Annotated in this window: 10 protein-coding genes; 1 reads left to right on the forward strand and 9 read right to left on the reverse strand. The window is 40.2% G+C overall.

Annotated elements, in window-relative coordinates:
• Nucleotides 1-261: 261 nt before the first annotated feature.
• From B0I10_RS11700 to B0I10_RS11720, 6 genes are all read right to left on the reverse strand, one after another.
• Nucleotides 262-6159: a fibronectin type III domain-containing protein gene (locus B0I10_RS11700; protein WP_146740352.1), complete on the reverse strand. Its 5898-nt coding sequence runs from the start codon at nt 6157-6159 to the stop codon at nt 262-264.
• 341 nt (nt 6160-6500) lie between these two features.
• The gene (locus tag B0I10_RS11705; protein ID WP_112086702.1) at nt 6501-6854 is read right to left on the reverse strand and encodes a hypothetical protein; all 354 of its coding nucleotides are present in this window, start codon (nt 6852-6854) and stop codon (nt 6501-6503) included.
• Nucleotides 6855-6861: 7 nt separating this feature from the next.
• On the reverse strand, nt 6862-7029 hold the full coding sequence (locus tag B0I10_RS15695; RefSeq protein ID WP_181456946.1) for a hypothetical protein: 168 nt from the start codon (nt 7027-7029) through the stop codon (nt 6862-6864).
• Nucleotides 7030-7125: 96 nt separating this feature from the next.
• A complete protein-coding gene (locus B0I10_RS11710) occupies nt 7126-10845 on the reverse strand; it encodes a hypothetical protein (protein ID WP_146740353.1) in 3720 nt (1239 codons plus the stop codon).
• Between the two features lie 220 nt (nt 10846-11065).
• Entirely contained in the window at nt 11066-15499 is a 4434-nt protein-coding gene (locus tag B0I10_RS11715; RefSeq protein WP_181456947.1) for a lamin tail domain-containing protein, read from the reverse strand.
• 194 nt (nt 15500-15693) lie between these two features.
• On the reverse strand, nt 15694-18984 hold the full coding sequence (locus B0I10_RS11720; RefSeq protein WP_181456948.1) for a T9SS sorting signal type C domain-containing protein: 3291 nt from the start codon (nt 18982-18984) through the stop codon (nt 15694-15696).
• A gap of 406 nt (nt 18985-19390) precedes the next feature.
• Here B0I10_RS11720 and B0I10_RS11725 point away from each other — a divergent pair, with 406 nt between their 5' ends.
• Nucleotides 19391-20185: a helix-turn-helix domain-containing protein gene (locus B0I10_RS11725; protein WP_181456949.1), complete on the forward strand. Its 795-nt coding sequence runs from the start codon at nt 19391-19393 to the stop codon at nt 20183-20185.
• A 46-nt stretch (nt 20186-20231) separates the two neighbouring features.
• Here B0I10_RS11725 and eno read toward each other — a convergent pair whose 3' ends face one another.
• The 3 genes from eno to rplQ form a co-directional block, all read right to left on the reverse strand.
• The gene (gene eno, locus B0I10_RS11730; RefSeq protein WP_112086707.1) at nt 20232-21527 is read right to left on the reverse strand and encodes a phosphopyruvate hydratase; all 1296 of its coding nucleotides are present in this window, start codon (nt 21525-21527) and stop codon (nt 20232-20234) included.
• A 162-nt stretch (nt 21528-21689) separates the two neighbouring features.
• A complete protein-coding gene (gene carA, locus B0I10_RS11735) occupies nt 21690-22808 on the reverse strand; it encodes a glutamine-hydrolyzing carbamoyl-phosphate synthase small subunit (RefSeq protein WP_112086708.1) in 1119 nt (372 codons plus the stop codon).
• Between the two features lie 491 nt (nt 22809-23299).
• On the reverse strand, nt 23300-23806 hold the full coding sequence (gene rplQ / locus B0I10_RS11740; RefSeq protein WP_112086709.1) for a 50S ribosomal protein L17: 507 nt from the start codon (nt 23804-23806) through the stop codon (nt 23300-23302).
• Nucleotides 23807-23867: the final 61 nt, after the last annotated feature.

Here is a 23867-nt window from a genome sequence, read left to right on the forward strand (position 1 = left end):
CACTATAATTGTAAACCAATTACAGGATTAAAAATGAACCGTAAACCAATACTAGGATTTAATTAAAAACTGTAAACTTTTTTTAGGACGATACAAAATTCACAACTGAAATACCATCTGATTTTGCTCCCTTGAGGGCCGGGGCAATCAAAATCACGAGAAGCAATGAAATCCCCTACTGAAATACAATCTGATTTTGCTCCAACCTAGGTAGGTCGAGGCAACAAAATCAAGACAAAAAACAAAATTTAATAAAATAAGTTAAAATACTACTTTTTTAGTAACACTATTTCCGTTTACATCCACAATTTGCACCAACACAATTTGATTCGCAAGGTTAAGGTCTTCAAACGTAGTCGTATGAGCATTAATCTTCTCGTTGGCAGCAATGAATCGACCACGAACATCAAACAAAGTTACTTTGTCTAATACCGTGTTCGAGGAAGCTAAAACCGTAATCGCTTGGTCCTTTTTCACGACAATAACATCTTGCAAATCGAAAGGATTGACACCCAATGTTTCGTTGGTAAAACGAAGAACAAAACGATCATCAAACGTTCCTTGTTCGGTCAAGAAAACATACGGTTCGGTTTTTAAATCATGAATAGTGTTTAACAATTTATCTTCCAAGTACACATTTTGCTCATCAAACAAACCATCAAACGTAGCGAGTTGAACTGTGTACATCCCCTGCGAAGAAGACTTGTAGCCTAACGGATGTAAATCCGTTACTTCAAAAGGCAAGGCTCGTCCTTGGATGGTTAACTTTTTATCGTTTAACACGGAATAGAAACTCACCGGGTTTCCGGCCTCGGTTACTTCGCCGTCGTATTTAAAATCATAATCATTAGTTGCTCCGGCTACATAACCCAACAATAATTGCTTAAAGCCGCCTTCATGGTTTGAAAGCTCCAGCCAAAGCCGATTTTTATTGGCTGTAGTTTGTGTCAGTGGCACACCACTCATTCTGAAAAACTGCATATTATTACCTAACAATCGCATGGAATTTCTAAAGATGGCGGTTCCGGTTCCGGCACATTTCATAAAAAACCCTTGTCCGGCCGCAATGGTTCCATCGGGAATGGTGTTGTTGATGCCCGAGTTGGTGGCCGACTGCGTGCCAACTCCACCGGTATAATTATACACCGCATAATCATTGGAGGTATATTGAAAATTAGTGATGGGTGTGTTGTGTGTCCAGAAATAAATCGTTCCACCTACCGCTCCGGCATTGGAAGGATCATCCATAAAATCATCGGCACTAATCGCACTAGGATACGGATTTCCGAGTAGGTTTCTATCGTTCAAGCCATTGACTACTATAGGAACCGTAATATCACCATTGTGTGGAACACCCACAAACTGGCCATTATAGATGGTTGGCGTTACCGCGTTAAAAGGGATTGATCCCGGTGCACGGATAATGTAACCGATTCCGGCTACAAAACTAGACGCTACGGAAACGTTTGACCAATTGTAAATAGCGGTATTCCATAAATAAAAACGTGCGGCATTCGTATTAGGTGAAAATGAACCAAACGTTTGATTCGCTACCGGCGAAGACCAATACGTATAATCATAGGTGACCATTGGCGTTGAATTTCTACGGTAGGTAATTGGTCCTGTATTAACGACATCGTTAATTTGAACTAAACTGGCGTTATTTTCAAAAATAAAATTAGTGGTAGCCGGTGGACCGGTTACGTTGATTTGATTATTCACTATAAAATTATGGTTGGCCAGCACAGTCACTGTTCCGGATTGAACTTCAATAGAACACGCTTGTAGATCACCCGAAGAAGTGTAATTTCCGGCAAACACGACGCGTTTGGTGTTGTCCGGCAAACCATTACTCCAAGCCGTACCATTCCAAATTGTAGTAGGAAACGCTACACTTTCAACCACCGAATAAGCCAATGGACAAACGCCACTTTGAATCACGGCTCTAAAGTATTTGGCGGAAGTGATAACACCCATTTGGGCCGGTGTAAGGGTATCAGTCGTGTTAGCAATAGTAGCGACGTTAACCGTAAAAGCGGCATCATCCGCCGACTCCCATCGCACAATCGTGCCGGAATAACCGGATAAGGTGATAGCCGTTGGAGAGGTATCGGAACACAACACCTGACTGCCGGAGAGCGTTCCGCCCAATGGTGTGGGGTCTACGGTAATGAGTATATCTTCGGTTGTACTACAGCCATTTGTGCCTAAAGCAGTGGCGGTATACGTTCGGGTTGATGTGGGTTGTGCATAAACAATGCCAACAGGTGTTCCGGCAACATAAGGTACCGTAGCTGCTGCATCGGTAAATAACTCGGTATCCGGTGACCATAACACTTCGAGTGAGAGGGCTGCGGATACTTCAAAATTATCGACACCCCACGCCCAACCCCAATTGGATTGGAAGTTAAAGCGAATTTGAACGTTGGGATTCCCAATGTAGGCATCTAAGTTGATGGTGTGTTGTACCCAGTTACTACCCGCTCGTTGAGAAGACAAAAAGGTTTGCAAAACAGTCCAATTCGTTCCATCAGTAGACACTAATACTTGAGCCACATCACCGGAAACGTAACGCAACCAATGCCAAAAGGAAACGGATGCCGAAACATAAACACTTAAGTCAATAGGTGGCGAAGTTAGGGTAGTTCTGGTAACGGTAGTCTCCCCCTGCGAATCGGAGTTGGCCAAGAAAAAAGTTGTGGCATCGTTGCTGGAAAACGTATTGGTCCAGTTGGGACTTCCGTAATTATACGGACTTGTACGTAAGGTCCATTGCGAAGCAATGAAATCCCCTCCTACGGAAGTATTTGCGGCAACCCAACCCGGTGCTGAGCTATTAAAATCTTCCGAATAAACCACTGTTGAGGTCGTTGACCCTACAGATGCAGATAAAGGTTGAATGCTATTTTCACAAATCGTAGCCGCAACCGGAACGATAGCAATCGCTGGCGGTAACGGATTGACAGTTACCGTAAGGGTAGCTACACTAGTACAGAAAGCACCTGATGTTTGAGCAGCCGTTAACGTGTAAGTCGTGGTGGTGGTTGGATTGAACTCAAAACCGGCCCCCACAGAACCTGAAACCCCTACATTGGGCGACCATGTATACGTGTTGTACGAACCGGCACCGGTTACAGTTACGGTGGGTGTTGTTTCTCCATTACAGATTACTTCGGCACTACTACTTAACGAAAAAGCAGGTGGTAAGGCAACCATAGCATTGACAGCAATTCGTGGTGAGACACATTCTGTTGTAAATTTCCAATTATAGAAAAAATAATAAAAAGTATTGTCAATCGGGTTACCCGTAATTTGAGCTACGCTGGATACGTAAGGATACAAAGCTCCTGATGAATTGCTGCGTAAGCCGGAAGTTGGCATAGAACCAATAAAGAGATTATAGGTGCCAACTGGCAGCGGATAATTTAGTGCGATGGTTTGAGGTGTATTTCCGCCGGTTACCGTGGTGGTAAAGGGAAACGTAGCAATGGTTACGTTGAAAGAATTACGCAATACAATTTCACCGGATTGTCCGGAAGCGAGAGGAAATAGATCAACGGCTTGGAGGATGGTACTGTTTAAAACATCAAAACTCATACTGGTGGGGAACGTTGTTATTTCAGTAGTTCCACCCAATGTTGCTGGTGATGTTGGCCCTGCTTTGGCGGTTGCTCCAAATGCTTTGGCCTGAACATAATAGACTGTTGAAGTACTCAACGTAGGCGTGATAAAATTATTTCCTGTAAAAATACTTAATCCGTCAGTGGGCACATCATACCATTCGATAAAGGAGCCTGAATTAGGTGTGGCCGATAAATTTAAAGTGCCTACACCACAACGAGAACCCCCGGAAGAGGCTGTCACCAGAGGCGTATTACATTCTGTTGTGAATGTTTGCACTTCACTCCAAATACTTCGATCTACTCCTCCACAAAAACCTCTTACCCATAGGTAATAAAAGGAAGAGGCGGTTAGTCCCGTAATTGTGGCTGTAGTGACCCCTGCACCCACTGAACCGGAGGGAACGGTAGCTGCTGTTGGTGGTGTTGGAGACGCTGAATAATAATATTGATAACCATTTGATGGCGGTGGAACAGAGGCCGTCCATGAAATAGAAGCCGAATTATTGGTTACGGAAACAACTTGTATATCGGTCGGTTCAAAACAAGTGGGGGAAATCGTCACACTTATGTCGTCTATCGCAATAAAACTTTGGGCGGCAAAACTGAATCCGTGAAACCCAATGTAATAAATACCGGTGCTTACAGGCGTAAAATCAACAGATGCGACTTGAAATGAAGTGTTGTTGATATTGAGTAAATCCAACAAGGTAACATTCATGCCCGCAACATCTTGAGAATTACCCAAACGAACCCGTAAATTTTCAAAAAATGTGCCTGCTGCATTGGTATTGTATCTAAAAAATAACCGATACGAAGTGCCTCCGGTTAAGTTCAACCCTGGCATAAAAAACCAATCGTTCATATCAGCAGTTGGATTTTGGGCAATGAACATCGCTCGGGGGGAAGAAGCAAAACTAACACCTTGCACACCCCACTGAATAACATCGGCATTATCGTTCACACGGGTAAAGCAGGGAGCTAACCCACCAAGCGGTGCGGTATCGAAATTTTGTGTATACGGAATGTTATAATAGCCACAAGGCAACAAACCCACATTGATTACATTGCTATTAATCGCACAGGGCCCCGGACCTATGGCACGCACACGGTACCAATAATTGGTTGCGGTTGGCAAATCGGAAACCGTCAAACTGTTTACTAAACCTACCGAAAGGTTATTGTAAGCGGGTAGAATGTTCGTAAAAGTAGCGTTGGTGGAAATATCGATTCGGTAATCAGTGGCAATCGGCACATCATTCCAATTAAGCGTAAAACCATTTCCGTTGATTGATGTGGCAGCGGTGGCAGCGGCTGTAGGCGTACAAGTAGTTGCCGAAGCCGTTAAAATGTTGGTTAATCGATAAAACGGAGCTCCGATACAAGTATCATTATATGGAATGACCCAATAATAATAGGTAGTTCCCGGAGTTAATCCAGCTTGATTAAAAGTAGTGACCGCAGCAGGAGCTGCACTAACAACGGTGTAGGTTGTAGCAATCGTGTTTCCTGCTATCCAATAGCCTCCGTTAATAACCTCAGCGGCGGTAGGTGGTGTATTGACCAAACTTCTCAAAACCAAATAATGGGTTGAAGACGGTGTAGCAGGTGTAAAACTATTCCCAACAAAGGAATTGAGGGTGGTATTCGTTCCACCGATTACTAATCCTGTAGCAGAAGCGGAGGGAGTAGTACAATTTGCGGTTGGGGGTGACCAAGTATATGTTAACCCTAAATCCGGATAAGCCAGAGAGGGTGGTGCCGGAAAAGGGAGCGTGTTGCCAATGGTTCGTACATTGCTGTTTGCAGCTGTGCCTGGTGTAGTTGTTCCAAACCAAGGTGTATTGGTTGTTTTTGCTCTATTCAATACATTTCCAACATTTCCATTAGCCGGAAAAGTAACATTTGGCCCACGAAGACCAACTTGAACCGGACGGGAAGTTGTGCCAATAGGCACACAGTTTCCGTAGGATACTTGGATTTGGTTGGAGGTTTCAAATAATTTAATTTGAAAATTAAACACACCGGGGTCGATCGCTCGTTCTGCATCTTGCCACTGTATAACTAAAATACGATTAGGAGTTGAACCCTGTATTTCATATCGAATAGGAGAAATACCGGTATTATCGATTAAGTTGATACCTAACGCACTAATGACTCCCAAGTGAGCCGTGTTGGTACTGATCGGTGTATAAGTTGCGGGAGCGGGTTGTACCGCACCGAAAGTAATATAGCCATTCGGACTAACGAAACATTCCGTATGAGTTACCCCATCATAAACAAAATCAAACCCAAAATTAATCAAGGAAGCAGCTCCGGCAGTGTGATCATTCCATCCTGCAGGATAAACTACTGTGGCTGTGGCTGAAATTGGGGTGTACCCTGAAATATCTTCTGAAAAAGAGTAGGTACTCACTTGTGCACGTGCTGAAGAGCTTATCAAAAACAAGAGCAATGTGATGAACAACACAGTTGCGTTTTTAGCCTGTGTATGCAAAGGAAAGCGTCCGCTAACAGTAAAAAGTTTGTTGCACTTCATATTTATTTCATTAATCCTTAAGAGGTAGTATATCAATTTTTTTGTGGTATATATTTTTTGGAAATGGCTAAAAACCTAAAAATCAGTTTTATCCATTATAAAATTACATCTTTTGATTGCACATACTATTTTTTTAATTTTAAAAAATTAACATTTCGTTAAAAACCAAAAAACATCGACGAAATGCACATTGCGTGAAGTACTTATCTTATAATTCTTATAAATGGATTTAGAGGAATAATTCCTGTTTTTTTAACGCTTAGAAATCAAAAACCCCTCTAAAAAGAAGGGTTATGAAGGGTTTTAACTAACTGATTGTTTAGTTTCTTTTTGACGTAAAACTAAACCGTTGCGTTTACATAACTGTCCGCTTTTTTCATAATCGAACGAATCAAGATGGTCTTGGTAGACATTCCAGATTTTAAGTATTGTTCTTTTTTGGATACTAAGGCAGAACGGTTAAGGGTAGTTGATTCTTCTTTTGCAGCAGAAACTTTCGTTTCTTGTTTTGCTCCGGAAAACCAATTGGCTATTTCAATTGAACTCGTTTCAACAGTGTTTTCTTGAATCATCGCTTGGGCTTGTTCTTCTGAAACTAGTTCAGTTGTAACTGTAGTTTGAGCAGCAACTTCAGTAATAGCAGAAAAAAGAACTAAGAGTAAAGTGATTAAGAATTTAGTGTTGATTGCTTTCATAGGTAGTTTAAAATCGTTTTGTTTTTATTGCTGATGTAAAAGTAGCTTGGTTGTCTGCTTCTACCCTATTTTTTCGATAACGTGTCGATAAACTCGATAAAAAGACAGCGGACTGAACATGGATGGTCAAAATGTGCATTTCGTCGATAATTGCTTTATTGACAGTGCTTTCCATAGAACGTTAAAACGTGTAGTTCATCTGATTAGAAGAAAGTAGACATAAAAAAACCCTCGATTGCTCGAAGGTTTTAAGTCTATCTTTTAGATTATGCTAGTGAACCACTTTTTTAGAACTTGTTTGTCCGTCGATTGAAGTAATCTGAACAATCAATACTTGATTAGCTACTCGCTCTAGGGGTAGAGAAATACTTGTTGCAGCAACATCACTTTGTTCCGCTACTAAACGCCCACGCATGTCGAATACTTTCACATTGTTCATTGGGATTGATCCGGAATTGATTTCAATGGTTTTATTTTTAGAATAGACAACAACTGTATTTTCAAGTAGTGGACTAGAAACAGACAAGGTACTTTCGTACACAATTTCAAAACGATTGGAAAATGTTCCTGCATCCGAAACAAAACTGTAAGCAGCATTTCGTAAATCATGTGCTACGTTAAGTAAATTATCTTTTAAGAAAATGTGTTGCTCGTCATTTAAGAATAATCCATCCACCGTATTAATGGCAATTTCAAAACTTCCCGAATTGTTTGTTTTAAATTGTAAGGGCACCACATCAGTAGAAACAAAACCTGCCCGATGTTGAACCGCAAGTGCCGTATCTGCAACAACAGAATTTAACGATAACGAGCTGTCATTGATATATTCTCCATCCAATTGATTATCAATACCATTTGTAGCATCTTCTCTGTATCCCACTACCAAAGCACCAACAACGGTAGAATTATTTTTTAAATGTAACCAGATTCTGGAGGCGTTACTGTTTTCTTCACTTCTGTAAAAAACACCGCTATTCACTTCTCTTTGTAGGTTATTGAAGGCTAAATTTCCGGCACTGTTTGCTTTTACAATAAAACCTTGTCCGGGTTGAATATTGTCGTAAGGATGTGGACCGTCACTAAAAGCACCGCCACTATAGGTAACATAAGCACTTCCTGCGGCGTTATTCGTTTTTCTCCAAAAGTACAAATCGCCATCAATCAAACTACTGTTGTCATCTAAAAATGTCTCAATACTAATGGGAGAAGGATAAGGATTTCCCACCGCATTGTAACCGCTACCGGCATTGGATAACGTAAATGCTAAATCACCGCTATTGGGTTTTCCAACAAAACTTCCTTGCCATGCCGTTGGAGAAGTTGGATGGTTATCCGGCATTCTGATTAAATAGCCTTGACCTGTAGTGAAATCATTTGATCCCGGTGCAATTACTGCATAAGTATTAGCTGATGTAGTATACGTATAAAAACGATTGGCAACAGTGAGTGGTGAAAAGCTCAGTAAATTTTGACTCTCCACCGGCGATGACCACAAGGTATAATCCAAACGCATTAAACTTTGTGATTGTCTTTCAACCGTAATATCGCCACTGTTCGGATTACTGGAACCTTCTTGCATTAAATAAGCATCATTTTCCAACGTAAACGAACTTCCGGTATCTACCGTTAAACCTCCGCTTAATGACACCACATCGCCTGATGAAATAATAACATCTGCATTGCTATCAACGGTCAGAGAACAAGCTACTAAATCTCCGGATGAAGTATAATCAAATGAAATTATCGCAGAAGTGGTGACATCTGGTGCTCCGTTATTCCAACTTCCGCCTGAAGCAACTGTCCATGTGGTGGATTTACCATATTCTAAATCTTGCGTCGCTGTGTTAGAACAGTTTCCATTAGTTAAGGTCCATGTTAAAGTATAAATACCATTTCCGCCGGCAGGCGTAAAAGTAGCCGTTGGACTATTCACATCAGAAAATTGTGCCAACAACGTACTCGGTCCGGCCACCGACCAAGCTCCAGAACCATAAGTGGGTGTATTACCACTTAATACGACAGCTTGAGTAGAACAGAAACTTTGATTACTTCCAACGGAAGCCGTTTGCGTACAAGTACTACCCAAGGTAAATTGATTATTTCCTGTCAAAGTAGTAAAAGCAGTTGTATTGGTATAGTTTGGTGCCGTAACAGCATGACTGCTTGTTGTTCCTGATTCTCTTTTGAGCATAACTATTGTTCCTGTTATAGCATCACCGGCTCCGTCTAAGGTTACTTGATACCCAATTGAAGAACCTCCGGTCTGGCTAATCTCCCAATACCTGCTGTTATTCAAGTTAATTGATGAAGGTAAAGTGCCCGGTAAAGCAGCTTCAAATTGTTCCATAGAAACTGTACTTGTTCCGGTTAAAGCAGTATATTCATAAACAACAGGTTTATACACACCATCTTTCCCTATCGGAAAAGTAAAGCTAGTGGCAGCATTAAATACTTTATGTAAACGTCCATTTATATATCGCGAAGCATTTGCTCCTGTAATTGAACCTGTCAAATGAATGGTAATGGCAAAACTTCCAGTCGTGGCAACTCCATCTAAAAATTCTAAAGTAGAAGTTGTAAAATCTTGATCTAAGGTAACACCCGAAGAACGGTTAATGGTCATTGTTCCGGTTATAGTGTTGGCAGTCGACAAAGTAAACACACCCGTAGCTGCTCCTCTAAATTCATAGCTAGCTCCTGAATTATAGGTGGGATTAACAGTTGCTGTAGTGACACTACCTTGCACTCCGGTTGCATTAGCGGTAATCATTTTTGCACCTGCATTCAAGTTAAATTCACCATTGGTTTCAACCAAACCGCCACCTGTCACAACGTGAGTGCCACAATTAATTGTACCACCATTATTCACTGTAAGTATGCTTCTCCAGGGGGCATTGTTATTTCTATTTAAAAAAACATCACTGCCTAAAACTAAAGTGCTGGCAGTATTAACTGTAAAATTGGTATAAGTAACGTTGGAAGGTGTGGAAAAGTTGAGCGTTTGAGGAGTACTACCCGTTAAAACAAATGTACCGTTCACCACCGCGGTAGTTAAAGTAGAAGTGGTCATCGTGGCTGAACCGGATACAGTAATAGCTCCACCTACATTAATGGTGGTCGTAGCCGTACCACTCGCCCAATCAATTACGCCACCTGAATTAGAAAAATTACCGCCCACGGTTAGCGTGCGTGCCGTTGCAGAATTATTCAAATTAAGTGTTTGTCCATTTGTGGATAAAATCGTGAAATCACCATTTATGGTTGTCAGCCCACCCGAAGCTCCTGCTAAGTTATTTATTGCGGCACTTTGTCCGGAACAATTCCAAGTGAAATTGCCAAACGCTTGACCTAAACCGGCAGAAGGAATTGTACTCGTAATCCCTGTCACTAAACAAGTTGAGTTTGCATTCCATGTGGCGGTAGGAATAGTACTTCCGTTCATCGCATGTTGATAAGTCCCCACAGCAGAGAAACTTAGGTTGGAAGCAGTTGATGTTAGAGTTCCTCCCGTTCGCACAATTGAACCGGTTACAGTGGTAACACTATTAGTGGCCGTATAAATGGAACCCGCTGCGGTTGGAGTTAAAATCAAAGTTCCTGCAATCGCCATCGTTTGATTAGATCCCGTATAGGCCAATCTCATCGTTCTTGATCCGCCTCCGGTTGTACCAACTAAGGTTAACGAACTTCCTGCATCAATTGAACTCCCCGTATTATCAATCGTAATCGTTCGAGCTCCACCATTTGCAGTGAAGGTGACAGCGGCATTGCCGGTAATGGTTAATGTATTAATGGTTGTATTGGTATTTACACTGATATTTAGTGTTGTATTGATAATCACATCATCCCCTGCACCGGGAACTCCGGAAGGTGACCAGTTACTTCCCGTATTCCAAGTTCCATTAGTGGCACCTACCCACGTTTTTTGGGCAAATACAGAGGTACTTCCAAAAATAAGTAACAGCAACAGTAATTGTAAAAATTTATTCATAAAAATTTTGTGGTTAAATTTAGCGAGCGAAAGTAGTTTCGATAATCGAAATAAAAAAAAAATATCGTCAAACAGAATAGAAAACCGATAAATGTTAAAAAAAGGCACAAAACAAAGAAGGGTTTAGACTAACTTAACGGAAAAACACACCGCCTCCGTGACTTTTTTAAAATAAAAAAACCTCCGAAGTTCGGAGGTTTGTATCAAAAAATAGGTCTTTTTATTTGATGATTTTCTTAGTGATGCTCATACCATGGTCAGCAACTACTTTGACGAATAAAACGCCATTGCTAAGCTGTTCTAGTGACGCAGCATAAGAGGTTGAATGGATGTCTTTAACATCCAAAACAAGCCTGCCTTGCACATCAAACACTTGAATTCCCGTGATGATGGAAGAACTACTTTGAACATGCAATTGATTGTCTTTGGCAAAAACAATGGTTTGATTCGCCAATTCAGGAGTGGTTACCCCTAAAGTAGATTGATAAATAATCTCAAAACGATTAGTAAAAGAACCTACTTCTGCTGTAAAATTATAAGATGAGCTTCTTAAATCGTGTTCAATAGCCAAAAGATTATCTTTCAAAAAGATTGATTGCTCTACGTTCGTAAATAAACCGTCAACAGCATTGATAGCAATGGCATACGAACCTGCTGTAGTTGTTTTAAAACTTAAAGGCACTACATCTGTTGCTGCAAATTCGGCACGGTGTTGAACAGCTAATTCTGTGTTGGCTACAAATGAATTTAAGGCAACTGCATTGTCATTAATATAAGCAGCATCGAAAACATCTAAATCATTACTTGCTGAGGCGTTATAACCAATTGCCATTTGACCAATAACAGCATTATTAGCAGTAACATTTAACCAAATTCTTGAATTATCTTCCGATTGAGTTATGTTTCCGTTTCTATAGAAATCACCATTACCTGATTGACGTTGTGTGTTTGCGAACGATAAACCGGCTCCGCTTAAAGCCTGTACGATAAAACCTTGACCCGGTTGAATGTTGTTAAATTCATGCGGTCCATCACTAAATGTTCCACCTGAATAAGTAACATAAGCACTTCCGGTCGCTCCGTTTGTTTTTCTCCAGAAATATAAATTTCCGCCAATCACACCGTTGTTTTCTGAAAGCAGAGTACTAATACTAATTGGTGATGGATAAGGATTTCCTACTAAATTGAAACCTTGACCTGCAGTAAACAAACCAACAGTTAAATCGCCACTATTGGGTAAACCAATAAATTGACCTAACCATGACGTTGGGGTTGTTGGATGATTGTTTGGTGTGCGAATAAGGTATCCTTGTCCTACTGAAAAACCATTCGTATTGGCAATAGGGGTATAAATATCCGTGTCTGTAGTATACGTATAAAAGCGGTTACTTGTTGTGAAGGGTGAAAAATCAGCCAAATTTTGAGCAGCTACCGGAGAAGACCACATGGTATAATCCAAACGCATCAAATCTTGCGAATTTCTAAACACCGTAACATTTCCTGAGTTAGTATTGGTTGTACCTTGTTGAATCAAACTACCATCACTATTGATAACTACTGCAGCAGCAGTTAATTCATTCGTTAAGGCATTCACAACAGTTACACTGGTATCAGCACCAATGGTTAACGAACCTCCTGTAGAAACAGTTAAACTTTTTGCGATAAATCCGCCTTCTACTGACGTGTCATAAGCTCCTTCGAGTATGGCATCGATTTCAAAAGTAGGTCCTGCTCCATTTGACCATGCTGTACCGTTCCAAGTACAAGTACCGGATAAAGTAGCAACCTCAATCTCATTACTATTTGCTGATGTAATAGCACCAAGAACGGCTCTAACTACATAAAAATAAGTTGTTTCAGAATTTAATCCGGTTACCTCGTAAGAAGTTACATTGCCAACATTTACATCTTCTAATACATAGGTTGTTGATGAACCGCCGTTAAATGTGTGTGAGCCTAAATTGGTAACTGTATCTATATTATATAAATCCCATTCTGTTGTTAAAGTTGTAAAAGCAGAAACACCAGTCCCTGTTGGACTTAACGTAACACCGCCTATAACATTTGATTTCCGTACCAACGTTTTATCTAGTGTAGAATAACCGCCAGCACCAGTCCATTGAGTTCCTGGATCATCTCCTATTCTACCAAAAACATCAACAAAGGAAGTTGTACTAATTTTGTATAGAGCAATCGCATCATCACCATTAAAACCAACTGCTGAGGCATTTGTCGTTGCTCCTAAATAAATAGTAGCTGCGGAATTACTATAAACAACAGTAGCACCATTAGCTAAGGTGCCTGATAAGACATTTGTATTAGTTGGTATTATCACACCATTATTATAAGCACGTAATTCGTAATCACTTAAATCTACAGTAACGCCAGTACCATTAAAAATTTCAATATATTTATTATTAGAACTTCCCTCTACATATTCCGAAATAAACAAATCCGTTGCAAAAGCAGTCGTTTGCTCATACACATCAATTGCATAACCAGTCGCACCATCAACCGCATCCCAATTAGCGGTAAATGATGTTACACCAATAGCAGAAGCTGCTATAGCAACCGGTGTTCCCAATGCTTCAACAGTTAACACACCACTATCGTTATTCCATATACCGGCAGTTCCACCATAAACATAAGTTGAACTTCCGGTTTTAATAAAACGCGAAGCATAATAATAAGTACCCGGAGTCAATCCTGCACCTAAATCAGCTTGGTATTCGTCATTGTTTCCTAAATCAGTGTTATAGGTGGTGGGCAACCATGTCCAAGTTCCATCCGGTGTTGTGTTAGTTGAAGAATATCCTATTTCCGCTGTAATACCCGCACCTGCTCCGGCACCCGGAGTAATACCCGGCTCAAAAACTTGTGCAAAAACGGTTACTATTTCACCTTCGGTAAGGGTAGCCGTCGTAGGAAATTGAATATTTGCAAAATCAACTACATCTGCATTTACATTTAAAGTAACGTTGTTATTATTCCAGTTTCCACCGGCACCACCATACGTATAAACCGTACTGTCATCAATCTCAAATCGAGCAGCATAATAATAAGTTCCTGGCGATAATGAGCCCGGGATATCAGCTTGGTATTCATCGTCATTCCCCACTTGCACATTAAATGTAGCCGGAATCCATGTCCATCCCGCATTAGCCGGATTATCATTTGTTGAGCTATACCCTACCCATCCTTTTAAACGAGGTGAAGAACCGGCTAAATTGGTAATGCCGTCTTCATAAGCTCTAATAAAAACAGTAAAACTTGTTCCTTCTGTAATGTTTTGTGTTGTATTTGGAAACTGTACTACATTGTAATCAGCAGTCACAGGGGATAAAGTGGTTCCCGAGTTAGTTGTTCCAAACGAAGTTTCCACGTTGGCACCATTTCTGGCTTTTACTTGAAAAGTATAAGTTGTAGAAGCTGTTAAACCCGTTACAGTAGTAGTTGCCCATGCAGTAGCGGTTTGCCAAACGGCAATTGCTCCTAACGAACCATTCGCTTGTACGTATTGACCACCTGTTTCTTGAATTGCGTACTCCGTTGCAGATGGATTTCCGTTTGCAGTAGTTGCATCAATAGCAATGGCTAAGGTTGTGAATTGCGGATTAGATATAGCTAAAACACCCGGCGTTGCCGCTAAGGTGTAAAAAGTTAAATTAGCACCGTTAGTTGGCACGCCACCAACAGTTCCTACCGCTCTATAATGATATAATGTATTTAAAGTTAATGAACTAACATAAGCATCAATGTCAGTTGTTGTTGTTCCTGTTACAGGACTAGGTGTAGCGGTAGCCGTAGCTTCATAAGCAACTGTAGTTCCGTATTCAAAACTGGCATCGGTTGTTGTGCCATTGGCATTAATGGTTCCTGTTAAGTACGCGTCTACAGTACCTTCTAAACCACTATTGGAAGTTGTAGTTACAGTTGGACCAGACGGGATTGCTGTACCTTCAACAACAATATTATCGATAGCAATTCCAGAGCTATTACCAGCTTGAGTTCCTCTCCATGTGGCCCATCTTATTTGAACAACTGGTTGATCATTTGCATTTGATGGTAAGGTTAAAGATGGAGATGCTTTTATTCCTGTTGTTCCGCCCGCCTGAGAATAAGGGTTGCCTGTACCACTAACTGTTGTCCACAATCCTGAAGTACCTAATCTATATTGCAATACTATTCCAACCGTTCTTGGCTGTGCACTTATTATTTCTACATTGTAATTAACATCTATATCTGAGTACCCCTCAGTATTTATTGCTAAAACCAGTTGATTTGCTCCATTCGTTGTATTGCTACTTGTTTGAACATAAAATCTACCATTTGAAGAATTCATCAAACCAAAAGAACCTCCAGTAGTTGTTGCAGCAGTTTGTGCTGCAATAGCTGCATTACCATTAGGTGCGGATGACTCTGCAAGTGCTAGCGTACTAACAGTTGCTCCACTAACACCATTCCATGATTGCGTTCCAGTAGGCATTGTTGTGAAAGTAGCAGTACCAAAGTTTTGTGAGTATGGTATTGCTTGAGGTGTAGGATTAGTTTGTCCATAACCTAATAAGGTCATAAATAATAAACTACAAATTACAAAAAAATTTTGAAACGATTTTTTACCATTAGTAAAAAACGATTGAGTAGAGTTAACCATATAAAAAATTTTAGTTTTTGGAAACTTAAAAGACATCACACCTTCCAAGCGACGGCAAATATAACGTTAAAATATTACACTTAATCGATTAACTAAAATTTTACATTACGAAATGGTTATTTATTTGTATCGGAAAAAGCACAAAATCAAAAACCTCCTGAATTAACAGAAGGTTTTGCTTGATTTCTACTTTTTTAGTAAACTACCTTTTTTGATACAACAAGGCCGTCCTGCGTAACAACTTGTAGTAAAAGTACTTGTGTTTGCGTAGTGCCCAAAGGAACAGTTACACTGGTAGAGGAATTATTTTGTGAAGAAGCAATTTGCCTTCCGCTTAAGTCAAAAACAGTTACGGTGGCAATCGCTTCATTTACCGAACGAACGGTTAAACCATTGTTTTCTTTTACCACGATAAAATGGTTGGCAGTAACCGCTGATTCAATAACCGACAAAGGCTCTTGATACACTAATTCTAAACGGGCTGAAAACGTGCCTACTTCACTCACAAATTCATAAGGCGATTCGGTGATGTTATGCCAAATTCCTAACGCATTATCTTTGATAAAGATAGTAGAATTAGCAGCAAAAACACCGTCTTTTTCATTTAAAGTTAGGGTAAAAGTCCCTGCAGTGGTGGTTTGAAAACCTAAGTTCACAACATCCGTCTGTTCAAATGGCAAAGCTCGTGCTTGAATAACAAATGGCTCCTGATCCAAAAGGGTATAAAAAGCAGTATCGCTATCGTTAATGTATCGCCCATCCAATGCAGCATCATAAGCATCGGTAGCTTCCGAACGGTAATTCACTAACACTTGGCTATAAAATCCATTAGCGCCTGTTGCTGTTAATCGAATCCGGTTGTTTTCAATTTCGGAAGAATTTCTAAAAAATTGGTTGCCGTTATCCCCAATTCGCATCGTATTATCAAAATTGATGGTGGTAGAAGTTGATTTAACGATAAAACCTTGTCCCACTTGAATAATACCATTTGGTACTTGGGAACTGCTATCGCTGGAATCGGTTCCAACCCCTCCGGCTAACGTATACGTAGCATAAGCAGAGCCGCTTGCGCCATTGGTTTTTCGCCAAAAATACAATGCTTCAGTCAATGAATTGGCATTGATAAAATCATCGGCATCAATCGTCGACGGATAGGGATTCCCCACCGCATTATACGTATCGTTGGCCACCGAAACACTGACGTTACCATTATTAGGAACCCCATTAAATTGACCACTCCAAAGGGTTGCAGTAGTGGTTGGATGGTTATCCGGCATTCGAATTAAATAGCCTACTCCTGCTGCAAAATCATTGGTGGAGGGAACAATTGGACTGTAATTATTGGTCCCGGAATTATAGGTATAAAATCGATTCGCCAATGTATTGGGTGAAAAAGCTAACAAATTCTGACCAGCAACCGGTGATGACCAAAGGGTGTAATCTAAACGAAATAAACTGGAACTATTACGGAAAACAGTGACATCGCCAAGGTTATCATTCGTTGTTCCGCTTTGGATAAGGTTGGCGTTGTTTTCTAAAGTAAAACTTCCTGAATCAACGGTTAATGCTCCGTTTAAAATCACATTGTTGCCCGCTGGAATAGTTACGATGGCGTTGTTATTGATGGTAAGAGAACAAGCAGTCATGTTAACTGCTTCTGCGTAATCCGCAGAAATTATTGCGGCGGTTGTGGCGGTTGGCACCCCATTAGTCCAACTTCCGCCGTTAGCCGGCGTCCAAGTTGTCGAGGCGATTGTTAGTTCAAGTACATTTGATTCAGCAGCGTTCGTCCAATCTGGTTGACAAGTTACTCGCGCTAAACGTTTGAACCAAGTGGTTTGCGTTATTCCGGCAGGGGCATCATATACATCGGATGTTGCGCCGGAAATATCACTAAAGCCTGCAGTGGAACTTGTTGTAGAAATTTGCCATTGATATACTAAGGTACCCGTTTGTCCGGATGGATTAGTGGTACTTGTAAAAGCGGCAGGATCACCACCTGAACAGAGAGCTTGGTTACCGGCAATCGTTCCTCCGTTTGTTGGGTTGGCACATCTGGGCACTAACTCACCTGTCGCTAATAATTGTGCTCCGTTTGGAAAACCGGTGAAATTAATTTTATCTAATTGACTTGTTGTTAAGCCACTAGCACTATTTCCGAAAAACACTCTTCCTGATGTGCCGGCTTGACCTGCTGTACCTACCCAACCCGTGATGGTTAATGTAGTTCCAGCCCAAGTAACACTACTGCTGTTTGCAAAAGTTATCGTATGTGCAGAAGTTCCTAAAGCGAGTGTGGCAGTTCCGGAATTTAATCGAAAAGTAGCGTTGGCTCCTGAAGAAGTTAACGTACGCGTGGAAGCTATGCCGGTTGTAGCTAATACTGCTCCATTTTCTAAGGTGAAAGCAGTTGATAAGGTGAGATTTCCTGATGGATTAAATCGCACTTCACCGGCAGAAATAGTGGTCGCACCACTGTAAGTCACTGTACCGCTCGAAATAGTGAGCAATCCGGTTCCTGCTTTAGTAATCCCACCAACACCGGAAATAGTATTAGACAATATCGCACCATTGTTTGTAGAAGGATTGGTAATTGTTACTACTTTTTCAAGAGCTATCGTTCCGGATAGTGTTGCAGTGGTGGAAGATGGATGAGAAAAAGTAATAGCTCTATTTCCTCCTATTGAATTAAAATTTTTAACGGTGATGCCCTTTGAAATCGTAGTTCCACCATTGGCGACTTCCAATGTGGCATTTAATGGCGACGAAGCAGCGATACCGCCACCGATTTCAATTACATTAGAACCTAAGTTCCGACCAACTCGCACGGTTCCTTCATCAATAAAAATGCTTCCGCTAAAATCGGCACTGCCGGTAAAATTGGCTGTTCCTCCATTTTGTTTCACAAAACTACCACCGTTTGGCACGGCACCGTTGAAGGTTATTGTACCGGTATTTCCATTACTGTTTCGTAGAAAAACAAGATTGTTATTGGTAAAAACAGAACCGTTAAAGGTGAAGCTTCCCCCTGACCCATTACTGAGCACGATTTCTGAATTAGTAGCATCTATCCCAACGGGAGTATTAAAAATGTGTGTAGCTGTTGAGGCGTTGATTAATGATCGACTAAAGGAGAAACCACCACCAGTGGTATTATTTAATGTTCTGGCTGTTGATGCACCGGTTTGAAACGTAAAATCACGGTGAAGATAAAATCGTCCGTTTAGCGACATCGTGGTGTTGTTATTGTGTCCAATAAAAACGTCATTACGGGTAGTATTACCGTTATCGGGATCACCCTGATTGTTATTTGAGGTTTGATAAAACCAGGGTAAGTTCCCAGAACCCCAATCGCCGGTGTTGGCATTATCTCGATGAAATACATTTTGCTGCCCCAAAACCCCAAAACTCACCATCAAAAACAAGCACAAAAACAACGTGCCTCCTAGTGGTTTAAAAATAAAATGAGTGTAATTCTTTTCCATGAACATTACTTTGTTAGATTGTTGCTTGTTGATTGTTAACTTTTTAAGCTAAAAATAACCACTAAATTAATAATTAATTTACATTAATAAAACAGGTAGCGAAAAAATCAAGGCAGCGAAAACGTTTTCGTGTTGATAAATTTAGACTATTTTGAATGTTTTTACTTATAAAACTCAACGATAAGCAAAAAATTATTTAATTTTTTACACATGTTACAACACTAATTAAATTTAATTATGTCTTGTTTTCTTTTAGTGTAAGATTTAATTTATTGATGCATCCTCAATGCTAAGAGGTGCAGTATATTATTTTAAATGGCGGGTAAATGGCGGGTCAATTTCTACTCAAATAATTGCAACAAAAAAAGAAGGGTTGTACTATTGCCTAAAATTAAATCATCACCTCATGAAACAACCGGAACTAGGTAAGATCATTACCAACTTACGCAACGAAAAAGGACTTACACAAGAAGAACTTGTGGATAAATGCAACATTAGTGTTCGAACAATCCAACGCATTGAAGCGGGCGAAGTAACACCCAGAAGTTTTACAATCAAAACTATTTTGGCTGCGCTGGATTATAATTTGGAAAACATAAAAGCATTATTTCCCGACGAAGAGAAGCGTAATTGGTGTGTTTCAAAAAACCAACTTTTGGCTTTAAATCTAGCCATCATTGCCGGAATAATTTACTTTTTTATCGGTTTTATAGAAGTTTATTTTGACCTTGATATAGAAGATTTCAAGACGGTGAAAGCATCAACATCGATTTACATTTCCGTAAAAATGATTTCATTGGTTAGCATGGTATTCTTATATACCGGATTTGTTGTAAGTGGAACTATTTTTTCAAACTATTTATTGCGAATAAGTTCGATCGTTGCCATTTTCACTTTCGGAATGGGTTATGTTTTTGATGTTTTTACATGGTATAATCCGCTCGATACCGAAGAATATTTCTTGGTGGTTTTATCCATTATTTTTGGATGTGCTTATGTATTGAATGGAATTGGCGTTTTAAGACTGAAATCGCATGTAGAGAAAAATTTACCTACGTTAACCGGAATAGTTCTAATTGTAACCGGAGCAACATTTATTGTTGTGTTTCTATTTCTAATTGGTGTTTTCTTACTCATTCCACTCACGATTCTACAGATTATTCTACTTTATAAAATAAAAGAAGAACTCGCAAAACAATAAGCATAAAAAAAGCCCGGAATATCCGGGCTTGTTCTTTATAATCGACTTATTTTTTTTGCTTAAAAGCATTCAATCCGGGGAAGTAAGCTACTTCTCCTAATTCTTCCTCAATGCGAAGCAATTGATTGTATTTTGCCATACGGTCTGAACGCGAAGCGGAACCGGTTTTAATTTGACCACAGTTTAAAGCAACGGCTAAATCAGCAATGGTATTGTCTTCTGTTTCTCCGGAACGGTGAGACATGACTGAAGTATAACCGGCATTGTGTGCCATGTTTACAGCAGCAATGGTTTCGGTTAACGTTCCGATTTGGTTTACTTTTACTAAAATGGAATTAGCAATTCCTTTTTGAATTCCTGTTGATAAACGTTGCACGTTGGTTACAAATAAATCGTCTCCTACTAATTGCACTTTATCGCCGATAAGGTCGGTTAAGTATTTCCACCCGTCCCAGTCGTTTTCGTCCATTCCGTCTTCGATGGAAATAATTGGGTAGTTGGACGCTAATTCAGCTAAATATTCCGCTTGTTCAGCCGAAGTTCTGATTTTTCCGGTTTCGCCTTCAAATTTTTTGTAATCGTAATTTCCGTTTACATAAAATTCGGCAGCAGCACAATCTAAGGCAATCATTACATCATCGCCAAACGTGTATCCTGCATTTTCAACCGCCAATTTGATAGAATCCAAGGCATCTTCTGTTCCACCCGGTAAATTCGGTGCAAAACCTCCTTCATCACCAACTGCTGTCGACAAATGACGGTCGTGTAATACTTTTTTAAGGTTGTGAAATATCTCTGTTCCCATTTGCATGGCATGCGTGAAACTAGTTGCTTTTACAGGCATAATCATGAATTCCTGAAACGCAATCGGAGCATCGGAATGTGAACCACCGTTGATAATGTTCATCATCGGAACTGGTAACGTGTTTGCGGAAACACCACCTACATAACGGTATAATGGCATTCCCAATTCGTTAGCGGCTGCTTTGGCAACGGCCAATGAAACCCCTAAAATGGCATTAGCACCTAAGTTTGATTTATTGGGTGTACCATCCAATTCAATCATCGTTTTGTCGATTTGGTTTTGTTCAAAAACGGACATGCCAACGATTTCTTCGGCGATAATTGTATTGACGTTATCTACCGCTTTCAATACCCCTTTTCCCATGTATGCTTTTCCGCCGTCACGTAACTCAACTGCTTCGTGTTCGCCGGTTGAAGCTCCCGATGGAACGGCTGCTCTTCCTAAAACTCCGTTTTCGGTAATCACATCCACTTCTATCGTTGGATTTCCTCTTGAATCAAGGATTTGTCTTGCATGTACTTTGATAATAATACTCATAATTCTGTTTATTTATTATTTTTTAGTTACTTTTTTTGAATGATACACAAATTTAACGATTCTAAATTTGGATTTTTATATAAATTGAGAAAGTTATAAACGCAAACGTTTTAGTATAAAAAAAGGCCTGACAATTTATAAAACTGTCAGGCTCTGTTGAATTTATGCTTCTTGTAAGCTTGCATTTTTTATGTTGGAAATAAAATCATCAAACAAATAGGATGAATCGTGCGGTCCGGGACTTGCCTCAGGATGATATTGCACCGAGAAGCAATTCTTCGATTTCATTCGCATGCCGGCTACAGTGCCGTCGTTGAGGTGTTCGTGCGTGATTTCTAAATCGGGATGTTTTTCGAGTTCTTCTCTTACTACAGCAAATCCGTGGTTTTGCGAAGTGATTTCTCCTTTTCCGGTAAGTAGGTTTTTTACAGGATGATTGATTCCCCGGTGACCATTGAACATTTTATAGGTTGAAATGCCGTTGGCCAAACCAATGATTTGATGACCAAGACAGATTCCGAATAGTGGTTGATTGTCGGCGATGATTTGTTTGGCCACTTCGATTACACTGGTCAATGGTTCCGGATCGCCGGGACCGTTGGACAAAAAGTAACCATCAGGATGGAAACTTTGTAAATCAGCATACGAGGCGTTGTAGGGAAATACTTTAATGTAGCAATCTCGTTTAGCTAGATTGCGAAGAATATTGGTTTTAATGCCCAAGTCTACCGCTGAAATTTTGTAAGTTGCGTTTTCGTCGCCAAAGAAATAAGGTGCTTTGGTTGAAACGGTAGAGGCTAACTCCAATCCTTTCATATCAGGAACATTCCCCAATTGATGTTTCAGTTCGTCAATATGCGTTCCGTCAGTACAGATAACAGCGTTTTGAGCACCGTTATCGCGAATATAGCTAACTAAAGCTCTTGTATCAACATCGGAAATGGCGATTAAGTTTTGTTTTTCGAAGTAGCTGTATAGACTTCCGGCTGCACCGGGTCTGGAATAGTTGAAACTGAAATTTTTGCAGACTAATCCCCTAATTTTAATGGAATCAGATTCGATTTCTTGGTCGTTTACGCCGTAATTTCCAATGTGTGCATTGGTAGCCACCATTATTTGACCAAAATAAGAGGGGTCGGTAAAGATTTCTTGGTAGCCGGTCATTCCGGTATTGAAGCAGACTTCGCCAAAGGTCGTTCCGCTGATTCCGATTGATTTTCCGTGAAAAATCGTGCCATCTGAGAGTAACAAAATGGCGGGTTGTCGTGTGGTGTAGTTCATGGTTGTGTGTTGTTGTGCAAATTTAGTTTAATTTCTGAATTTGGGAAAGTTTTTTTTCTGAGATGCTGAGTGGCTGAGTTTTTTATGGTTGACATTTTTTTAAACAGATAAGGCAAATAAGTTTTTATATTAGTTGAACCAGTAAGAAATTAAGTTACATGAAGGATTGACTTCTAGTTTAAGTTCAATTTATATTTTCGTTTTTGAAACCTGTCAGGTGTAACCGTAAGTTCTTAATTTATTGATTTTTATTCTTGGCACTTTCTTTTTATGGTTTACTTTTTAGCCCCGACCTGCCTGCCGGCAGGCAGGTTGCAGCAGTATCCTTTTGTGTAGCTTGCGGAACGAAAGATAGAGCGGAAAGCGGGAACATGGTTTCCTGAAAAAGCCCAAGCCATTCGCTTCAGAAACTAAAATAAATTCAGCTTTAATCAAAAAAAAAGGACAAACTCGAAAGTTTATCCTTTTTTATTATTTGATACTGAATTTCATTATTCAGCAGCTTCGGTTGTTGGAGCTGAATCAGCAGCTGGAGCTTCCGGTGCTTTTGCTTCTGGAGCAACAGCTTCGGTTTTCTTAGCTTTTCCACCACGACGGCTTTTTGCTTTTTTCTCTTCTCTTTTACCTCCGTTGTATAATTCGTTGAAGTCTACTAGTTCGATCATCGCCATATCCGCGTTATCGCCCAAACGATTTCCTAATTTGATAATACGTGTGTAACCACCTGGACGGTCACCCACTTTAGCTGCTACTTCTCTGAAAAGTTCGGTAACACCGTTTTTATCTCTCAAATAAGCGAAAACAGTACGTCTGTTGTGTGTAGTATCTTCTTTTGATTTTGTAATCAAAGGCTCAACAAATTGTTTCAAAGCTTTGGCTTTAGCAACTGTTGTATTGATTCGCTTGTGCTCAATTAATGAACAAGCCATGTTAGCCAACATTGATCGTCTATGACCTTGTTGTCTGCTTAAATGGTTGAATTTTTTTCCGTGTCTCATGACGTGTTTTTTAATACTTCATCTTGCATCTATCCGCTTTGGAGAGCAAAATATGAAGTAA

Origin of the sequence: Flavobacterium lacus, from assembly GCF_003268815.1 — a bacterium.
Lineage (GTDB): Bacteria > Bacteroidota > Bacteroidia > Flavobacteriales > Flavobacteriaceae > Flavobacterium > Flavobacterium lacus.